This is a genomic window from Streptomyces sp. HmicA12 (assembly GCF_000373565.1).
Classification (GTDB): Bacteria; Actinomycetota; Actinomycetes; order Streptomycetales; family Streptomycetaceae; genus Streptomyces.
Genome location: NZ_KB891852.1, coordinates 1 through 17,746 on the forward strand (window position 1 = coordinate 1; position 17,746 = coordinate 17,746).

Annotated in this window: 9 protein-coding genes, 1 tRNA gene and 1 rRNA gene; 10 read left to right on the forward strand and 1 reads right to left on the reverse strand. The window is 68.6% G+C overall.

The genetic code is table 11. The annotated features are described in order from the left end of the window. The first annotated feature begins 152 nt into the window (after nt 1-152). From rrf to B072_RS0140685, 3 genes are all read left to right on the forward strand, one after another. A 5S ribosomal RNA gene (gene rrf / locus B072_RS0140675) occupies nt 153-269 on the forward strand. Between the two features lie 54 nt (nt 270-323). Next, on the forward strand, nt 324-1,049 hold the full coding sequence (locus tag B072_RS0140680) for a DegT/DnrJ/EryC1/StrS family aminotransferase (protein ID WP_324603845.1): 726 nt from the start codon (nt 324-326) through the stop codon (nt 1,047-1,049). 96 nt (nt 1,050-1,145) lie between these two features. Continuing rightward, a tRNA-Thr gene (locus tag B072_RS0140685) sits at nt 1,146-1,218 on the forward strand. 67 nt (nt 1,219-1,285) lie between these two features. On the opposite strand, the gene B072_RS0140690 is transcribed toward B072_RS0140685, so the two are convergent. Beyond that, on the reverse strand, nt 1,286-3,904 hold the full coding sequence (locus tag B072_RS0140690) for a SpoIIE family protein phosphatase (protein ID WP_018535759.1): 2,619 nt from the start codon (nt 3,902-3,904) through the stop codon (nt 1,286-1,288). Nucleotides 3,905-4,310: 406 nt separating this feature from the next. Between B072_RS0140690 and B072_RS0140695 the strand changes: the two genes are divergently transcribed. The 7 genes from B072_RS0140695 (at nt 4,311) to B072_RS0140725 (ending at nt 17,556) form a co-directional block, all read left to right on the forward strand. Next, nucleotides 4,311-9,809 carry a HAMP domain-containing protein gene (locus B072_RS0140695; RefSeq protein ID WP_086020463.1) on the forward strand — a complete coding sequence of 1,833 codons (5,499 nt, stop codon included), beginning with the start codon at nt 4,311-4,313 and terminating at the stop codon, nt 9,807-9,809. Nucleotides 9,810-10,083: 274 nt separating this feature from the next. After that, nucleotides 10,084-10,764 (forward strand): response regulator, encoded by a 681-nt coding sequence (locus tag B072_RS0140700; RefSeq protein ID WP_018535761.1) that lies wholly within the window; start codon nt 10,084-10,086, stop codon nt 10,762-10,764. A gap of 115 nt (nt 10,765-10,879) precedes the next feature. Continuing rightward, complete coding sequence (locus B072_RS0140705) at nt 10,880-13,648, forward strand: DNA translocase FtsK (protein ID WP_018535762.1); 2,769 nt, start codon at nt 10,880-10,882, stop codon at nt 13,646-13,648. A 226-nt stretch (nt 13,649-13,874) separates the two neighbouring features. After that, the gene (locus B072_RS0140710; RefSeq protein ID WP_018535763.1) at nt 13,875-14,723 is read left to right on the forward strand and encodes a helix-turn-helix domain-containing protein; all 849 of its coding nucleotides are present in this window, start codon (nt 13,875-13,877) and stop codon (nt 14,721-14,723) included. Nucleotides 14,724-14,795: 72 nt separating this feature from the next. Beyond that, a complete protein-coding gene (gene rimO / locus B072_RS0140715) occupies nt 14,796-16,265 on the forward strand; it encodes a 30S ribosomal protein S12 methylthiotransferase RimO (protein WP_026246860.1) in 1,470 nt (489 codons plus the stop codon). Further along, nucleotides 16,262-16,981, forward strand: a complete 720-nt coding sequence (gene pgsA / locus B072_RS0140720; protein WP_018535765.1) for a CDP-diacylglycerol--glycerol-3-phosphate 3-phosphatidyltransferase — start codon at nt 16,262-16,264, stop codon at nt 16,979-16,981. Before rimO ends, pgsA begins: the two co-directional genes overlap by 4 nt. After that, nucleotides 16,978-17,556 carry a CinA family protein gene (locus B072_RS0140725; RefSeq protein ID WP_018535766.1) on the forward strand — a complete coding sequence of 193 codons (579 nt, stop codon included), beginning with the start codon at nt 16,978-16,980 and terminating at the stop codon, nt 17,554-17,556. Before pgsA ends, B072_RS0140725 begins: the two co-directional genes overlap by 4 nt. The last annotated feature ends 190 nt before the right edge of the window (nt 17,557-17,746 follow it).

Genomic DNA, 17,746 nt, shown 5'->3' on the forward strand with positions numbered 1-17,746 from the left:
CCGGATCTGGAAGCACCGTAAGGTGTGGAGGTGACCGGTACTAATAGGCCGAGGGCTTGTCCTCAGTTGCTCGCGTCCACTGTGTTGGTTCTGAAACCACGAACAACCGTCGTAGTCATGGGCCACGACTCCGGTTGACAGTTTCATAGTGTTTCGGTGGTCATAGCGTGAGGGAAACGCCCGGTTACATTCCGAACCCGGAAGCTAAGCCTTACAGCGCCGATGGTACTGCAGGGGGGACCCTGTGGGAGAGTAGGACGCCGCCGAACAAATTTTGATAAAGAGCTGGTCCCCGAACCTTTGGTTCGGGGACCAGCTCTTTTTTGTTTTGTGTCACTCGTCGTTCACATTGCGCCACCACCATCGAGGCCATGGGCACAGTTGGAATGCTGCAGGCCGCAGGAGTCGGCGCAGGCGATGAAGTGATCGTGCCGGCCTTCGGCAACCCGGAGGTCGCCGAAGCCGTCGTGCTGGCCGGTGCCGCCCCCGTCTTCGCCGACATCGACCCGGACACGTACTGCGTCGATCCTTCATGCGTCAGCGCATGCGTGAGTGAGCGGACGGTGGCCGTGGTCGCCGTGCATCGCTTCGGGCACCGCGCTGATATCGAGAGCCTGAGGCGGCTGGGGCAGCGGCACGGGCTGCTCGTGCTGGAGCACGGGGAGTCCTGGAAGCCGTACGAGGAAGTGGCCCAACGGCGGGCCCACGCCGCCTATCTGAGCGGTCGGCTCAGCGGTCTGAGGACGCCCGTGGGTGGCGACAGGCACACGTATCAGGAGTACGTCGTGCGCGTGCCCGGAAATGGGCGGCCGGACCGGGACGCTTTTGCCCGGGTGCTGCGGGGCAAGGGAGTTGACTGCCGTGTTCCGGTGAAGACGCCGGTGCATCGCATGCCCGCCTTCCGGCGCGATGTGGCGCTGCCCGAGACGGAACGCGCGGCCGACGAAACGCTCGCGCTGCCCGTGGACGCGAGGCTGTCGCGGCGCGAGTTGCAGCGGGTCGTATCCACCTGCAATGCGCTGGGCGGATTGCTTCAACCGGCCTTCTAGAGCGGCCCCGCTGTCCGACCGAGCGATGGTTCGAAGCGGCCCCAACTTCAGGTATGCTTTATCTCGTTGCCGAGCGGGAAACCGCGAAAGCGACAGGCCCCTATAGCTCAGTCGGTAGAGCGTCTCCATGGTAAGGAGAAGGTCAGCGGTTCGATTCCGCTTGGGGGCTCAGGAATTGAGGCTCTCGCCCCGAATATGGGGCGAGAGCCTTTTTCGTTCCCCCGCCCCCTCCGGTATCAGTCGTGGTGCAGACCCGGAACACGCATCGTCAGGATCGCCATGTCGTCGGACGGAGCGTCAGCTGCGAAGCGCTCCACCGCGCGCATGATGCGGGCCGCCACCGCTCCGGCCGTCAGGCCCGTACACGTCGACAGGACCTCGGCGAGACCGTCGTCGCCGAGCATACGGCTGCCCTCGCGGCGCCCCGTGATGCCGTCCGTGACGCAGAGCAGGACATCGCCCGCGTCGAGCGTCATCGTCTGCTCGTAGAGCTCCAGGTCGTCCATCACACCGAGCAGCGGCTGCGGCTCCGCGAACGGGACGACCGTGCCGTCCTGACGCAGACGCAAGGGCAGCGGGTGGCCGGCGCAGACCATCTTCAGCACCGCCGAGCCGTCCTCCTGCGGCCACAACTCCCCGTAGAGGAGCGTGAGGAAGCGGCTGCGGGCGCCCTCGTCGAGGATCGCCGCGTTCAGGCGCTCCAGGACCGCGGGGCCGCCGAAGCCCTCGCGGGCCAGCAGGCGCAGGGCGTGCCGGGCCAGGCCCGTGACGGCCGCGGCCTCCGGGCCAGTGCCACAGACGTCGCCGATCGCGAAGCCGTACGCGCCGTCGCGGATCGGGAAGAGGTCGTAGAAGTCGCCGCCCACCTCGTTGCCCTCGCCGGCCGCACGGTAGATGACCTCCACCTCGACACCGGGGACGTCCGGGAGCTCCGGCGGGAGAAGGCTGCGCTGGAGGGACTGGCTGATCGCCATGCGCTCCGAGTACAGGCGGGCGTTGTCGAGGGCGAGGGCCGCTCGGCGGCTCAAGTCCTCGGCCAGCTCCAGGATTTCCTGGCGGAAGTGCTCGTCCGTGGGCTTGCCGAGGGTCAACATGCCGATGACCCGGTTGCGGGCCACCAGGGGGAGGACCACCGTCTCACCGCCGACCGCGGCCGCCGTGGCGAGTGTGGTGCCGATGCCCGAGCTGACGCTCGTCGGTTCGTTGAGGCCGAGGCTCCTCATCGACGTACGCAATGCCGCCTGATGAGCCGCGTCCGCGGGGGCGGGCCAGACGCGGGCGCCCGGCGTCGGGACCGGTTCCGGCGGAGCGATCTTGGAGAGGAGCGCCTTGAGGCCGTCGATGCGCTCCTCGTCCTCGTGCAGGACGTACGAGAGATACGGCTCCGAGGCCTGGTCCGCGATCGTGTAGACCGCACACCACGTGGCCAGCGTCGGAACCGTCATCTGGGCCATGAGCGCCAGGGTCTGGTCGCGATCCAGCGTGCCGGCCAGGAGGTCGGACGCCTCGACCAGGAAGCTCAGGGAACCGCGGCGGAGCTTCTCGAGCTCGCCGAGGCGGGCCGACTCGACGGCCAGCGCGATGCGGTCCGCGGCGAACTGGAGCCGCAGCGCCTCTTCGTTGGAGTAGCGGTCCGGGGATTCGGCCGCGACGCCGAGGGAGCCGGTGAGGCGGCCCTCGACCTTGAGCGGGACGGTCACCACCGAACGCATGCCGGTGCCGTTCAAGAGCGGTACGGCGCCCGGGACTTGGGTGAGGTCCTCGTGGACGGCGGGCATGCGGGCCGAGCCGTAGCGGCCCGGACCGACCTCGACGGGGACGCGGGCGAAGCGCTGGCGGGCCGAGGGCAGGCCCGTGGAGGCGCGGACCTCGAGTTCCGTCTCGTCGTCAGTGGCCAGGAGCAGGAAGGCCGAGTCGCCGTCGAGCATGTCGCGGGCGCGCTCGACCGTGCGCTGGAGCAGGCCGTCCAGGTCGTCGGGGGCCGGCGAGCCGATGAAGACCTCGAAGGGGTCGGAGCCCTGGCCGTCCGAGGACGCCGTGTCGGACGTGGGGACCCGCAGCGGCGTCTGGAGGACGGCGCGCTCGTGGTCGCGCACCAGAAGGCAGACCGTGGACGGGTCGCCGTCGGTGTCGCGGACACGCAGGTGCGAGGCGTAGACCGGGATCACGCGGCCGTTGGCGTCGCGGATGCCGTAACTGCCTTCCCAGCGCGAGAGTTGGAGCGCGTCGGCGATGCCGGTGCTGGTGCCCGGAGTGTGCGGCCAGGCCGCGAAATCGGTGAGGGGCTTGCCGGCGACCTGCTCGGCGGCGTACCCGAAAAGATGCTCCGCGTCCTCGTTCCAGGACGTCACCACGCCGGTCTTGTCGATCTGCACGACAGCGACGCGGACCTTCTCGTCGGCGAGGGGGAGGAGGTCGATGGGGAGCACGGGGCCCGCGGCGCGCGTGCCCACCGAGCGTTCGGGCAGGTCGAGTTGGAACCAGACCTGCTTGTGCGTGGCCGAATAGTCGACGCCCCAGCGGCCCGCGAGCGCCGCGCACAGCTGGAGGCCGCGGCCCCCCTCGCGGTCGGGGCTGCCCATGTTGATCGCCGAGGACTGGAGCGGGATCTCGCGTTCCGGATAGCGGTCGGAGACCTCGATGCGGACGTGGTCCTCACCACGTAGACACAGAACCTCCGCGGATGTGCCCGCGTGAACCACGGCATTTGTCACGAGTTCGCTGGTCAGAACCACCGCATCGTCGATGATGTCGGAGTGGCCCCACCCCTGGAGGGTGTCGCGCACGAAGGACCGGGCCGTCGCGACGGACCGCCCGACAGGTTCGAAGGTGGCAGCCGCGCGCGCGGTGATCACAGCACTCCCTGTACGAGTTGTACTCGCAGTACTCGTTGTACTCGCTGTACGAATGTCGAGGCCCAGGTCTCCCGTACCCATGTCTCGGCCGCCCTCCGATGCCTGCTCGATAGCCCGCTCGTTTTCCGCCACCGCCCAGCCGGGCGGACCGGGGTGGGTGGACAGCCGCTGCCAAGGTTACTTACCTTCGCCGTCCGTGCGGATGCCGGTCACCAGTGTTTCCGTCCGGAGGGTGTGCGGACGGTGTGCGAAGCTGCCGAACTGTTATGGCCTGGTTCAGCCATGGTGAAACACTGGGCAAGCTTCAAGAGATGACGCATCGAACGGTCGATGCGGCGGTAGAAGCGCATCTGGGCACAGCCGAGCTACCCGAGCAGTACAGGTCGATCCCTGCGGGAGGGACACAGTGGAGTCTGGCGCAGCGACGCGGGGCAAAAAGACGCGCGCAGAAGGCGGACAGTCCCTGACGAAACAGCGGAAATCGCGCAATGGCAGTGGCACGACGACGGTCGATTCCGCGGCACTGAACCGGCTGCTGGCCGGTCTGGTCGCGATGCGGGACGGTAATTTCCGCAAGCGGCTCACGGTCAACGGCGATGGCGTGATGTCGGAGATCGCGGCCGTTTTCAACGAGGTGGCCGACCGGAATCTGCATCTGACCGGGGAGCTGTCGCGGGTGCGGCGCATGGTCGGACGTGAGGGAAAGCTCACCGAGCGGCTGGAGACGGGCGCCTGTGAGGGTTCGTGGGCCGCCGCGATCAATGCCTCGAACGCGCTCGTGGACGACCTCGTACGGCCCGTGTCCGAGGTGGGCCGAGTGCTCACGGCGGTTGCCGAGGGTGACCTGTCTCCGCGCATGGAGCTGCGGTCCCAGGTGCCGGACGGGACCGGGCATCCGCTGCGCGGTGAGTTCCTGAAGGTCGGCCGGACCGTCAACAACCTGGTCGACCAGCTCTCCACGTTCACCGACGAGGTCACGCGTGTGGCCAGCGAGGTGGGGACCGAGGGCAAGCTCGGCGGTCAGGCACGCGTACGCGGAATGTCGGGTTCGTGGAAAGATCTGACGGATTCCGTCAACACGATGGCGTACCGGCTCACCGCGCAGGTGCGTGACATTGCTCTCGTCACCACCGCGGTGGCCAAGGGTGACTTGTCCCGAAAGGTCACCGTCCACGTCGCGGGCGAGATGCTCGAGCTGAAGAACACCGTGAACACGATGGTGGATCAGCTGTCGTCGTTCTCGTCCGAGGTCACGCGTGTGGCCCGGGAGGTCGGCACCGAGGGCGAGCTCGGTGGACAGGCGCAGGTGCCCGGTGTGGCCGGTGTGTGGAAGGACCTCACCGATTCGGTGAACCTCATGGCCGGCAACCTGACGGCCCAGGTGCGCGGGATCGCTCAGGTCACCACAGCTGTGGCGAACGGTGACCTGTCCCAGAAGGTGACGGTGTCGGCGCGGGGCGAGGTCGCGCAGCTCGCCGAGACCATCAACCAGATGACCGAGACGCTGCGTACGTTCGCGGACGAGGTCACCCGTGTCGCCAACGAGGTCGGGGCCGAGGGGCAGCTCGGCGGCCAGGCCAATGTGCCGGGCGCGGCCGGGACGTGGAAGGACCTGACGGACTCCGTCAACACCGTCTTCCGGAACCTCACGACCCAGGTGCGTGACATCGCCACGGTCACCACCGCGGTGGCGAGCGGTGACCTGTCGCAGAAGGTCACCGTCGATGTCGCCGGTGAAATGCTGGAGTTGAAGAACACCGTCAACACGATGGTGGACCAGCTGTCGGCCTTCGGCTCCGAGGTCACGCGCGTGGCGCGCGAGGTCGGTGTCGAGGGTGAGCTGGGCGGCCAGGCGCTGGTGCCGGGCGCGGCCGGTACCTGGAAGGACCTGACGGACTCCGTCAACACGGCCTTCCGGAACCTGACCGGGCAGGTGCGCAACATCGCCCAGGTCACGACGGCGGTGGCCAACGGCGACCTGTCGCAGAAGGTCACCGTGGACGTCTCCGGCGAGATGCTCCAGCTGAAGAACACCGTGAACACCATGGTGGACCAGCTGTCGAGCTTCGCCGACCAGGTGACCCGTATGGCGCGCGACGTGGGCACCGAGGGCCGTCTGGGCGGTCAGGCCCGGGTGGACGGGGTGAGCGGTACGTGGAAGGAGCTCACCGACTCCGTCAACTTCATGGCCGGAAACCTGACTTCACAGGTGCGGCAGATCGCTCAGGTCACTACGGCTGTGGCGCGCGGTGACCTGTCGCAGAAGATCGACGTGGACGCCCGCGGCGAGATCCTGGAGCTGAAGAACACCATCAACACGATGGTCGACCAGCTCTCCGCGTTCGCCGACCAGGTGACCCGTGTGGCCCGCGAGGTGGGTACCGAGGGACGCCTGGGCGGGCAGGCCCAGGTGCCCGGCGTCGCCGGTGTGTGGCGCGATCTGACGGACTCCGTGAACGGCATGGCCGGCAACCTCACGGCTCAGGTGCGCAACATCGCGCAGGTCGCGACCGCGGTGGCCCGCGGTGACCTGTCGCAGAAGATCGACGTGGACGCCCGCGGCGAGATCCTGGAGCTGAAGAACACCCTCAACACGATGGTGGACCAGCTCTCGGCCTTCGCCGAGCAGGTGACCCGCGTCTCCCGCGAGGTGGGTACGGACGGCATCCTCGGCGGGCAGGCCGAGGTGCAGGGTGTGTCGGGTACGTGGAAGGACCTGACGCAGTCCGTGAACGGCATGGCCAACAACCTCACCCTTCAGGTGCGCAACATCGCCGAGGTCACTACCGCTGTGGCGCGCGGCGACCTCTCCAAGAAGATCACTGTCGACGCCAAGGGCGAGATCCTCGAACTCGTCACGACGGTGAACACGATGGTCGATCAGCTGTCGAGCTTCGCCGAGCAGGTGACCCGGGTCGCCCGTGAGGTGGGCACCGAGGGCCAACTGGGCGGTCAGGCAAGGGTTCCGGGTGTCACGGGCATCTGGAAGGACCTGAGCGACAACGTGAACCTGATGGCCAACAACCTGACCATGCAGGTGCGCAACATCTCCCAGGTCGCCAACGCCGTCGCCAACGGCGACCTGACCCGTACCGTCACCATCGAGGCGCGCGGCGAGGTCGCCCAGCTCGCCGACACGTTCAACACGATGGTGAAGACGCTGAGTTCGTTCGCCGACCAGGTCACCAAGGTGGCCCGCGAGGTGGGTACGGACGGCATCCTCGGCGGTCAGGCCCGCGTACCCGGTGTGTCCGGTACGTGGAAGGACCTCACCGAGTCCGTGAACGGCATGGCCTCGAACCTGACCGGCCAGGTGCGCAACATCGCGATGGTCACGACGGCCATCGCCAAGGGTGACCTGACCAAGAAGATCGACATCGACGCGCGCGGCGAGATCCTCGAGCTGAAGACCACGATCAACACGATGGTCGACCAGCTGTCGAGCTTCGCCGAGCAGGTGACCCGCGTGGCCCGCGAGGTGGGCACGGAGGGCCAGCTGGGCGGCCAGGCGCGCGTGCGTGACGTCGACGGCACCTGGCGCGACCTCACCGAGTCGGTGAACGAGATGGCCGGGAACCTGACCCGTCAGGTGCGCGCCATCGCGGCCGTCGCCACCGCGGTGACCCGCGGTGATCTCAACCTCAAGATCGACGTCGACGCGGCGGGCGAGATCCAGGTCCTGCAGGACAACATCAACAAGATGATCTCGAACCTGCGCGACACCACGATCGCCAACGAGGAGCAGGACTGGCTCAAGGGCAACCTGGCCCGTATCTCGGGTCTGCTCCAGGGGCGGCGCGACCTCGACGACGTGGCCTCGCTCATCATGAGCGAGCTGACGCCGGTCGTCTCCGCGCAGCACGGCGCGTTCTTCCTGGCGATGCCGCTGGAGGACGGCGCCGACGCGGCGATCGCGCCGGAGGACGCGTACGAGCTGCGCATGCTGGGCAGCTACGGCTACTCCATGGGCTCCATGCCGACGTCCTTCCGGCCCGGCGAGACGCTCATCGGGACGGCCGCGCAGGAGCGGCGCACGATCCTCGTGGACAACGCGCCCAGCGGCTATCTGAAGATCGCTTCCGGACTCGGTGAGGCGCCCCCGGCGCAGGTCGTCGTGATTCCGGTGCTCTTCGAGGGCACGGTGCTCGGCGTGATCGAGCTGGCGTCCTTCACGCCGTTCACCCAGATCCAGAAGGACTTCCTGGCCCAGATCGCCGAGATGATCGCGACCAGCGTCAACACCATCTCGGTGAACACGAAGACCGAGGTCCTCCTGAAGCAGTCGCAGGAGCTGACCGAGCAACTCCGTGAGCGCTCGGCCGAGTTGGAGAACCGGCAGAAGGCCCTACAGGCGTCCAACGCCGAGCTGGAGGAGAAGGCCGAACTCCTCGCCCAGCAGAACCGCGACATCGAGGTGAAGAACACCGAGATCGAAGAGGCGCGGCAGGTCCTGGAGGAGCGTGCCGAGCAGCTCGCCGTCTCGATGCGTTACAAGAGCGAGTTCCTCGCCAACATGTCGCACGAGCTGCGTACGCCGCTCAACTCGCTTCTCATCCTTGCCAAGTTGCTCGCCGACAACGCCGACGCGAACCTCACCCCGAAGCAGGTCGAGTTCGCCGAGACGATCCACGGAGCGGGCTCCGACCTGCTCCAGCTGATCAACGACATCCTGGACCTGTCGAAGGTCGAGGCGGGCAAGATGGACGTCTCGCCGACGCGCATCGCCCTGGTGCAGCTCGTCGACTACGTGGAGGCCACGTTCCGGCCGCTGACCGCGGAGAAGCAACTCGACTTCTCCGTACGGGTCTCGCCCGAACTGCCCACCACGTTGCACACCGACGAACAGCGCCTCCTGCAGGTGCTGCGCAACCTGCTCTCCAACGCGGTGAAGTTCACCGACTCCGGCGCCGTGGAGCTGGTCATCAGGCCGGCCGGCAACGACGTACCGAACGCGATCCGTGAACAGCTCCTGGAAGCAGGGTCGTTGCGGGAGGCCGACGCCGATCTGATCGCCTTCTCGGTCACCGACACCGGTATCGGGATCGCGGCCAGCAAGATGCGCGTCATCTTCGAGGCGTTCAAGCAGGCCGACGGCACGACCAGCCGCAAGTACGGCGGTACGGGCCTCGGGCTGTCCATCAGCCGGGAGATCGCGCGCCTGTTGGGCGGTGAGATCCACGCGGCGAGCGAGCCCGGACGCGGGTCGACGTTCACGCTGTACCTGCCGCTGCATCCGAGCGAACTGCCGCCCCAGGGCTACGCGCAGCTCGCCCCGGCCGTCGAGCCGGGCCGGCCGCTCGCGCTCGACGCCGCTCCGGAGCCCGCCGCCGAGGTGGAGACACCGGCGGAGGTGAAGTCGTACCAGGAGACGCAGAACGGCGCCGCAGCGCTCTTCAGGCGCCGTCGCAGGCCCACGACGCCCCCCGAGCAGCGTGCCGCGCTTCCGGGGCGGCCCGAGCCTGCTCAGGAGCCGTGGGAGGCCGTGGCCGAGCAGAATGCCGCGCCCAAGGTGCGACGCGGGTTCCAGTTCGGCGGCGAGAAGGTGCTCATCGTCGACGACGACATCCGCAACGTCTTCGCGCTCACCAGCGTCCTGGAGCAGCACGGCCTGTCGGTCCTGTACGCGGAGAACGGCCGTGAGGGCATCGAAGTCCTGGAGCAGCACGACGATGTGACGGTCGTGCTGATGGACATCATGATGCCGGAGATGGACGGCTATGCGACGACGACGGCGATCCGCAGGATGCCGCAGTTCGCCGGACTGCCGATCATCGCGCTCACCGCGAAGGCGATGAAGGGCGACCGGGAGAAGGCCATCGAGTCCGGTGCGTCCGACTACGTCACGAAGCCGGTCGATCCGGATCATTTGCTCTCTGTGATGGAGCAGTGGATGCGCGGTGAGTGACCGGAAACCGGAACATTCACGCGGAGTTGCTGACTGAGTGTGGCCGAAGCCGTGTAGAAGTGCGGTATTCGGGGAACCTTCTGGTCCCCCACTGCGTTTCTGCTACGTGCACAGTGACATCGCGGTGACAGGGTGTGGCGACAGGCGGGGTGCGGCTACCATGACCGGCACAAGGACGGGCGGCGCAAGGGAGTCGTTCCCCGGGGCGGCGACAGGAGCCTCCCCGAGTCCTGCGGACAGGGGCGGCCCCATGCCGGGGCGAGGAGGGCGGGCCATGGTTCAGAAGGCCAAGATCCTCCTGGTCGATGACCGGCCGGAGAATCTGCTGGCGCTGGAGGCCATCCTCTCTGCGCTCGATCAGACGCTGGTGCGGGCATCGTCCGGGGAGGAAGCGCTCAAGGCGCTGCTCACGGACGACTTCGCGGTCATTTTGCTGGACGTCCAGATGCCGGGAATGGACGGCTTCGAAACCGCGGCGCACATCAAGCGTCGGGAGCGGACACGGGACATCCCGATCATCTTCCTGACGGCGATCAACCACGGGCCGCACCACACCTTCCGTGGGTACGCGGCCGGCGCGGTGGACTACATCTCCAAGCCGTTCGACCCGTGGGTGCTGCGCGCGAAGGTCTCGGTCTTCGTCGAGCTCTACATGAAGAACTGCCAACTCCGTGAGCAGGCGGCGCTGCTGCGGCTCCAGCTGGAGGGCGGCGGCAAGGCCGTCGGCGACGCGAAGGAGCCCGCGGGGCTGCTCGCCGAGCTGTCGGCGCGGCTCGCGGCCGTCGAGGAGCAGGCCGAGGCGCTCTCCAAGCAGCTCGACGACGAGTCGGCGGACGCGGCGGCGGTGGCCACGGCCGCGCATCTGGAGCGCAAACTCACCGGGCTGCGCAGGGCGCTCGACGCGCTGGAGCCCGGTACGGGCAGCGGTACGCCGTCCCTCCCGTCCCAGAACTGAGCCCTCGACCAGGCTTTGAGGGAGCGTCACTTCTTACGGCGTCGGTCCGCGACACAAAAGGGTGAAGCCGCGGGCACACGTGTCCCTGGTGGCCTCCCCCGGTAACCTCACACCTATGGCCTCACGTCCCGCAGCCAAGAAGACGCCCGCGAAGAAGGCGGCCGCGCCGACCAAGGCTCCGGCGAAGAAGGCCCCTGCGAGAAAAGCGCCCGCGAAGAAGACCGCGGCGAAGAAGGCGCCCGCCAAGAAGGCCGCTGCCAAGAAGGTCGCTCCCAGGCCGGCACCCAACCCCACCGGGGGCCTGTACAAGCTCGTACGCGCCCTGTGGCTCGGGGTCGCGCACAGTGTGGGAGCGATGTTCCGCGGCATAGGGCGTGGCGCGAAGGGGCTCGATCCGGCGCACCGCAAGGACGGTCTGGCACTGCTGCTGCTCGGCGTCGCGCTGATCTGCGCCGCCGGCACCTGGTCCAGTCTGCGCGGCCCCGTCGGCGACCTCGTCGAGATGCTGGTGACCGGCGCGTTCGGCCGGCTCGACCTCCTGGTGCCGCTGTTGCTCGGCTTCATCGCCGTGCGCCTCATCCTGCATCCCGAGAAGCCCGAGGCGAACGGGCGGATCGTCATCGGCCTGTCCGCGCTCGTCGTCGGCGTGCTCGGGCAGGTCCACATCGCGTGCGGCTCGCCCGCGCGCAGCGACGGCATGCAGGCCATAAGGGACGCGGGCGGCCTGATCGGCTGGGCCGTCGCGACACCGCTGAGCTTCACCATGACCCAGGTGCTCGCGGTCCCGATGCTCGTGCTGCTCACCGTCTTCGGGCTCCTGGTGGTCACCGCGACGCCCGTCAACGCGATCCCGCAGCGGCTGCGGCTGCTCGGTGTGCGCCTCGGCATCGTGCACGACGACACGATCGTCGAGGACGCCGTGGCGGGGGAGTACGACGACGAGTGGCGCGAGGCCACCCCCGTGCGGGGCAGGCGGCGCTCCGCGGCTCTGGACGCCCCGCAGGACTACGACCCCGACCGCATAGAGGAAGACGCCCTCTCCAAGCGGCGCAGGCCCCGGCGCACGTCCGTGCAGCCCGCCATGGACCGGCCCATGGACGCCGTCGACGTGGCGGCCGCCGCTGCCGCCGCCCTCGACGGGGCCGTGCTGCACGGCATGCCGCCGTCGCCGCTCGTCGCCGACCTCACCCAGGGTGTCGGCGGGGAACGCAAGGCGGGAGAGCGCTCGGGCGACGTCTCCACGCCGGAGCGCACGGCGCCCGTACCGACCGCGCGGGCCAAGAAGGCCGAGCGGGTCGCGACGGAGCCCGACACGCCGTCCAAGCTCGCCGTGCCCGACCTCACCAAGTCCGCGCCCGACCAGATGCGGGACCTGCCGCCGCGCGCCGAGCAGCTCCAGCTCGCCGGCGACATCACGTACGCCCTGCCGTCGCTCGACCTGCTCACGCGCGGCGGACCGGGGAAGTCGCGCAGCGCCGCCAACGACGCCGTCGTCGACTCCCTCTCGAACGTCTTCACCGAGTTCAAGGTCGACGCCGCCGTCACCGGCTTCACCCGCGGTCCGACGGTCACGCGCTACGAGATCGAGCTCGGCCCCGCCGTGAAGGTCGAGAAGATCACGGCCCTCGCCAAGAACATCGCCTACGCCGTAGCGTCCCCCGACGTCCGGATCATCAGCCCGATCCCCGGCAAGTCCGCGGTCGGCATCGAGATCCCGAACACCGACCGCGAGATGGTCAACGTCGGCGACGTGCTGCGCCTCGCGGACGCGGCCGAGGACGACCACCCGATGCTGGTCGCGCTCGGCAAGGACGTCGAGGGCGGCTACGTGATGGCCAACATGGCGAAGATGCCGCACATCCTGGTCGCCGGTGCCACCGGCTCCGGCAAGTCGTCCTGCATCAACTGCCTGATCACCTCGATCATGGTGCGGGCGACCCCCGAGGACGTCCGGATGGTCCTCGTCGACCCCAAGCGCGTCGAGCTGACGGCGTACGAGGGGATCCCGCACCTGATCACGCCGATCATCACGAACCCCAAGCGGGCCGCCGAGGCGCTCCAGTGGGTCGTGCGCGAGATGGATCTGCGCTACGACGACCTCGCCGCCTTCGGGTACCGGCACATCGACGACTTCAACCAGGCGATCAAGGACGGCAAGCTCAAGACGCCCGAAGGCAGCGAGCGGGAGCTGAAGCCGTACCCGTACCTGCTGGTGATCGTCGACGAGCTCGCCGACCTGATGATGGTCGCGCCGAGGGACGTGGAAGACTCGATCGTGCGGATCACGCAGCTCGCGCGTGCCGCCGGTATCCACCTGGTGCTCGCCACGCAGCGGCCCTCGGTCGACGTCGTCACGGGCCTCATCAAGGCCAACGTGCCCTCACGCCTCGCCTTCGCCACGTCCTCGCTCGCCGACAGCCGCGTCATCCTCGACCAGCCCGGCGCCGAGAAGCTCATCGGCAAGGGTGACGGCCTGTTCCTCCCGATGGGTGCCAACAAGCCGACCCGTATGCAGGGCGCCTTCGTCACGGAAGACGAGATCCACGCCGTCGTGCAGCACTGCAAGGACCAGATGGCGCCCGTCTTCCGCGAGGACGTCGTCGTGGGGACGAAGCAGAAGAAGGAGATCGACGAGGACATCGGCGACGACCTGGAGCTGCTGTGCGCCGCGGCCGAGCTGGTCGTCTCCACCCAGTTCGGGTCGACGTCCATGCTGCAGCGCAAGCTGCGGGTCGGCTTCGCGAAGGCCGGGCGGCTGATGGACCTCATGGAGTCGCGGAACATCGTCGGGCCCACCGAGGGCTCGAAGGCACGGGACGTGCTCGTGAAGGCGGACGAGCTCGATGGAGTGCTCGCGGTGATCCGCGGGGAGGCTCAGCCTTAGAACGATTCGATTTCGATGTCACTCGTAAGGGAATCCGGGGCAACCGTTTCCCCAACGAGTACGTCAAGTTGAGGGGAGGGACGACTGCTTCTTCCACCATCAGGTCGTCGGGTCGTTCCGGTGGCTCTGATGGCGTACAAAGTCCGACCGCCCGGTTGCCCCACCCTTTCGCACCCCCCCTAGACTGAACCTCCAGCAGGTGGCTACACGCTCGAAAGGCGCCCTCGTGTCCATCGGCAACTCCCCTGAAGACGACCGCCCTTCGGAAGACCGCATCCCGCACGCGGACAACGATCGGCCGTCGATCGGTCATGCCCTTCAGCAGGCACGCATCGACGCCGGTCTCACCGTCGACGAGGTCAGCCAGTCGACCCGGGTGCGCATCCCGATCGTGCACGCTATCGAACAGGACGACTTCTCGCGCTGTGGCGGCGACGTGTACGCACGTGGCCACATCCGCACCCTGGCGCGTGCCGTCGGTATCGATCCCGAGCCGTTGCTCGCCCAGTTCGGTGCCGAGCACGGCGGACAGCCCGCGCCGACGCCCGCGACCCCGCTGTTCGAGGCCGAGCGGATCCGCTCCGAGCCCCGTCGGCCCAACTGGACGGCGGCCATGGTCGCCGCGATCGTCGCTGTCATCGCCTTCGTGGGCTACACCGCCTTCAGCGGCGACGACGGCGACAAGCAGCAGGCCGCCGAGGGTGCGACGCCCAGCACCAGCAAGCCCGCCAGCCCCAAGCCGAAGCCCAGCACCAAGAAGCCGGCCGACCCGAAGCCGAACCCCTCCGACAGCGCGATCGCGGCCGCCCCGCGCGACAAGGTCACCGTGAAGATCAGCGCGGCGGACGGGCGCAGCTGGATCTCCGCGAAGGACCACAACGGACGGCTGCTGTTCGACGGAGTACTCGAACAGGGTCAGTCGAAGACCTTCCAGGACAACCAGAAGGTCGATGTGGTCCTCGGTGACGCCGGTGCCGTCCAGCTCTTCGTGAACGGAAAGCAGATCGAGGACGAGTTCCAGCCGGGCCAGGTCGAGCGCCTCACGTACACGAAGGGCGACCCCGAAGTCGGCTGACCGCTGACCTCGGCGATCCTTCGGTAACCCTCGCGGCGAGGGCTGTCAGTGGAACAAAGTAGTCTTGAGTCCATGCCCGAACGCCGTACCGTCGCACTTGTCACCCTTGGCTGCGCTCGTAACGAGGTGGACTCGGAGGAGCTCGCAGGCCGCTTGGAGGCGGACGGCTGGGAGCTCGTCGAGGACGCCGAAGCCGCCGATGTCGCCGTCGTGAACACCTGTGGCTTCGTAGAGGCCGCCAAGAAGGACTCCGTCGACGCCCTGCTCGAAGCCAATGACCTCAAGGGCCATGGCAGAACCCAGGCCGTCGTGGCCGTGGGCTGCATGGCCGAGCGGTACGGCAAGGAGCTCGCCGACGCCCTCCCCGAGGCCGACGGTGTGCTCGGCTTCGACGACTACGAGGACATCTCCAGCCGTCTGCAGACGATCCTGTCCGGTGGCAACGTCGAGGCCCACGCCCCGCGCGACCGGCGCCAGCTGCTGCCCATCAGCCCGGCCGAGCGCCAGGAGGCGGGCGCCGGGATCGCGCTGCCCGGGCACGCGCCGGTGGACCTGACCGAGCTGCCCGAGGGCGTCGCGCCCGCGTCCGGGCCGCGCGCCCCGCTGCGGCGCCGGCTCGACGGGGCGCCCGTGGCCTCCGTGAAGCTGGCCTCCGGCTGCGACCGGCGCTGCTCGTTCTGCGCGATTCCGTCGTTCCGCGGCTCCTTCATCTCGCGGCGGCCCTCCGACGTCCTCGGTGAGACGCGCTGGCTCGCCGAGCAGGGCGTCAAGGAGGTCATGCTCGTCTCCGAGAACAACACCTCGTACGGCAAGGACCTCGGCGACATCCGCCTCCTGGAGACGCTGCTGCCCGAGCTGGCCGCCGTCGACGGGATCGAGCGGATCCGCGTCAGCTACCTGCAGCCCGCCGAGATGCGGCCCGGGCTCATCGACGTCCTGACGGGGACCGAGAAGGTCGCCCCGTACTTCGATCTCTCCTTCCAGCACTCGGCGCCCGGCGTGCTGCGCGCGATGCGCCGCTTCGGCGACACCGACCGCTTCCTGGAGCTGCTCGACACCATTCGGAGCAAGGCGCCGCAGGCCGGTGTCCGGTCGAACTTCATCGTGGGCTTCCCCGGTGAGTCCGAGGCCGACTTCGCCGAGCTGGAGCGGTTCCTGAACGGCGCGCGGCTGGACGCCATCGGTGTCTTCGGCTACTCCGACGAGGAGGGCACGGAAGCGGCCACGTACGAGAACAAGCTCGACGAGGACGTCGTCGCCGAGCGGCTCGCGCGCGTGTCGCGCCTTGCCGAGCAGCTCGTGTCCCAGCGGGCGGAGGGGCGCCTGGGCGAGACCGTGGAGGTCCTCGTCGAGTCGGTGGACGACGAGGACGGTGTCCTCGGGCGCGGCGCGCACCAGGCCCCGGAGACGGACGGCCAGGTGCGGCTCACGAGCGGCGAAGGTCTGAGCGTCGGCCGTATGGTCGTGGCAAAGGTGGTCGGCACCGAGGGTGTGGACCTCGTCGCCGAGCCGCTCGACGTTGCTGAGGAGGCGGGCAGATGACCGGAGTGCCGGCATCCGCCGCGGGTGGCACCGGTAGGCCGGCGCCCGGCGGCAAGCTGGGCGCTGCGGCCGTGAATCAGGCCAGCCTGTGGAACATCGCCAACATCCTGACCATGATCCGGCTGCTGCTCGTGCCGGGTTTCGTGATGCTGCTGCTCGCCGACGGCGGGTACGACCCGGTCATGCGGGCCTGGGCCTGGGCGGCGTTCGCCGTCGCCATGATCACGGACGTCTTCGACGGACATCTGGCCCGTACGTACAACCTGGTCACCGACTTCGGGAAGATCGCCGACCCCATCGCCGACAAGGCGATCATGGGCGCGGCGCTGATCTGTCTGTCGTCGCTCGGTGACCTGCCCTGGTGGGTCACCGGGGTGATTCTCGGGCGGGAGCTCGGGATCACACTGCTGCGCTTCGTGGTGATCCGGTACGGCGTCATCCCGGCCAGCCGCGGCGGCAAGATGAAGACACTCGCGCAGGGCACGGCCGTGGGCATGTACGTGCTCGCGCTCACCGGGCCGCTCGCGACGTTCCGGTTCTGGGTCATGGCGGTCGCCGTCGTGCTCACGGTGGTGACCGGGCTCGACTACGTACGACAGGCGGTCGTGCTGCGCCGCGCGGGGATGGCGGAGGCGCAGGCCGCCGCGGCCCTCTCCCAGGCCGCGGCCGGTCAGGCGGCTTCCGGTCCGGCACCTTCGGAGGCGGCCGAGAAGTGACGTACGGGGCTGCCGAGGCGCTGCGGCTGTTGGTGGAGCGAGGGGAGACCCTTGCCGTCGCCGAGTCGCTGACCGGTGGCCTCGTGGCCGCGGAGCTGGTCTCCGTACCGGGGGCCTCGAAGGCCTTCCGCGGCTCTGTCACCGCGTACGCCTCCGAGCTCAAGCACAAGCTGCTCGCTGTGGACGAGGGGCTGCTCGCCGCGCGCGGGCCCGTCCACCCCGATGTCGCGCTGCAGATGGCGTCCGGAGTGCGCGACGCGCTCGGCGCGGACTGGGGGATCGCCACGACCGGCGTCGCCGGCCCCGAGCCGCAGGACGGGCAGCCGGTGGGCACCGTCTTCGTCGCCCTGGCGGGCCCGACCGAGTCCGAAACGGACAGTTCCCCACTCGCACGGAATTTCGCTGGTAGCCGCAAAGTGCTCGAGCTGCGGTTGAACGGCGACCGGGCGGAAATCCGTAGGGAGAGTGTACGGAGCGTGCTCGGACTGCTCACGGAAGAGCTGGTCGGAGGGCATTCCGGCGAACGTACTGGGAATGGGCGGGCACAGGATACGGAACAGAACGGGGGGTACTGACCGGTTCCGTAGCCACCAGGGGCTTTTGATCAGCGAATCTGCTGGTCAGGGGCCCTTTTTTGGTGCCGATCGGCGCGTGCGATCGCCCCGGTCCGTACGGGTACATACGGGGGTCCACGGCTACGTACGTAGCCACGAATGTAGCCGTGGCACAGGATGTGTCGTGGCCCCTCTCACCAGCGAATCTTCC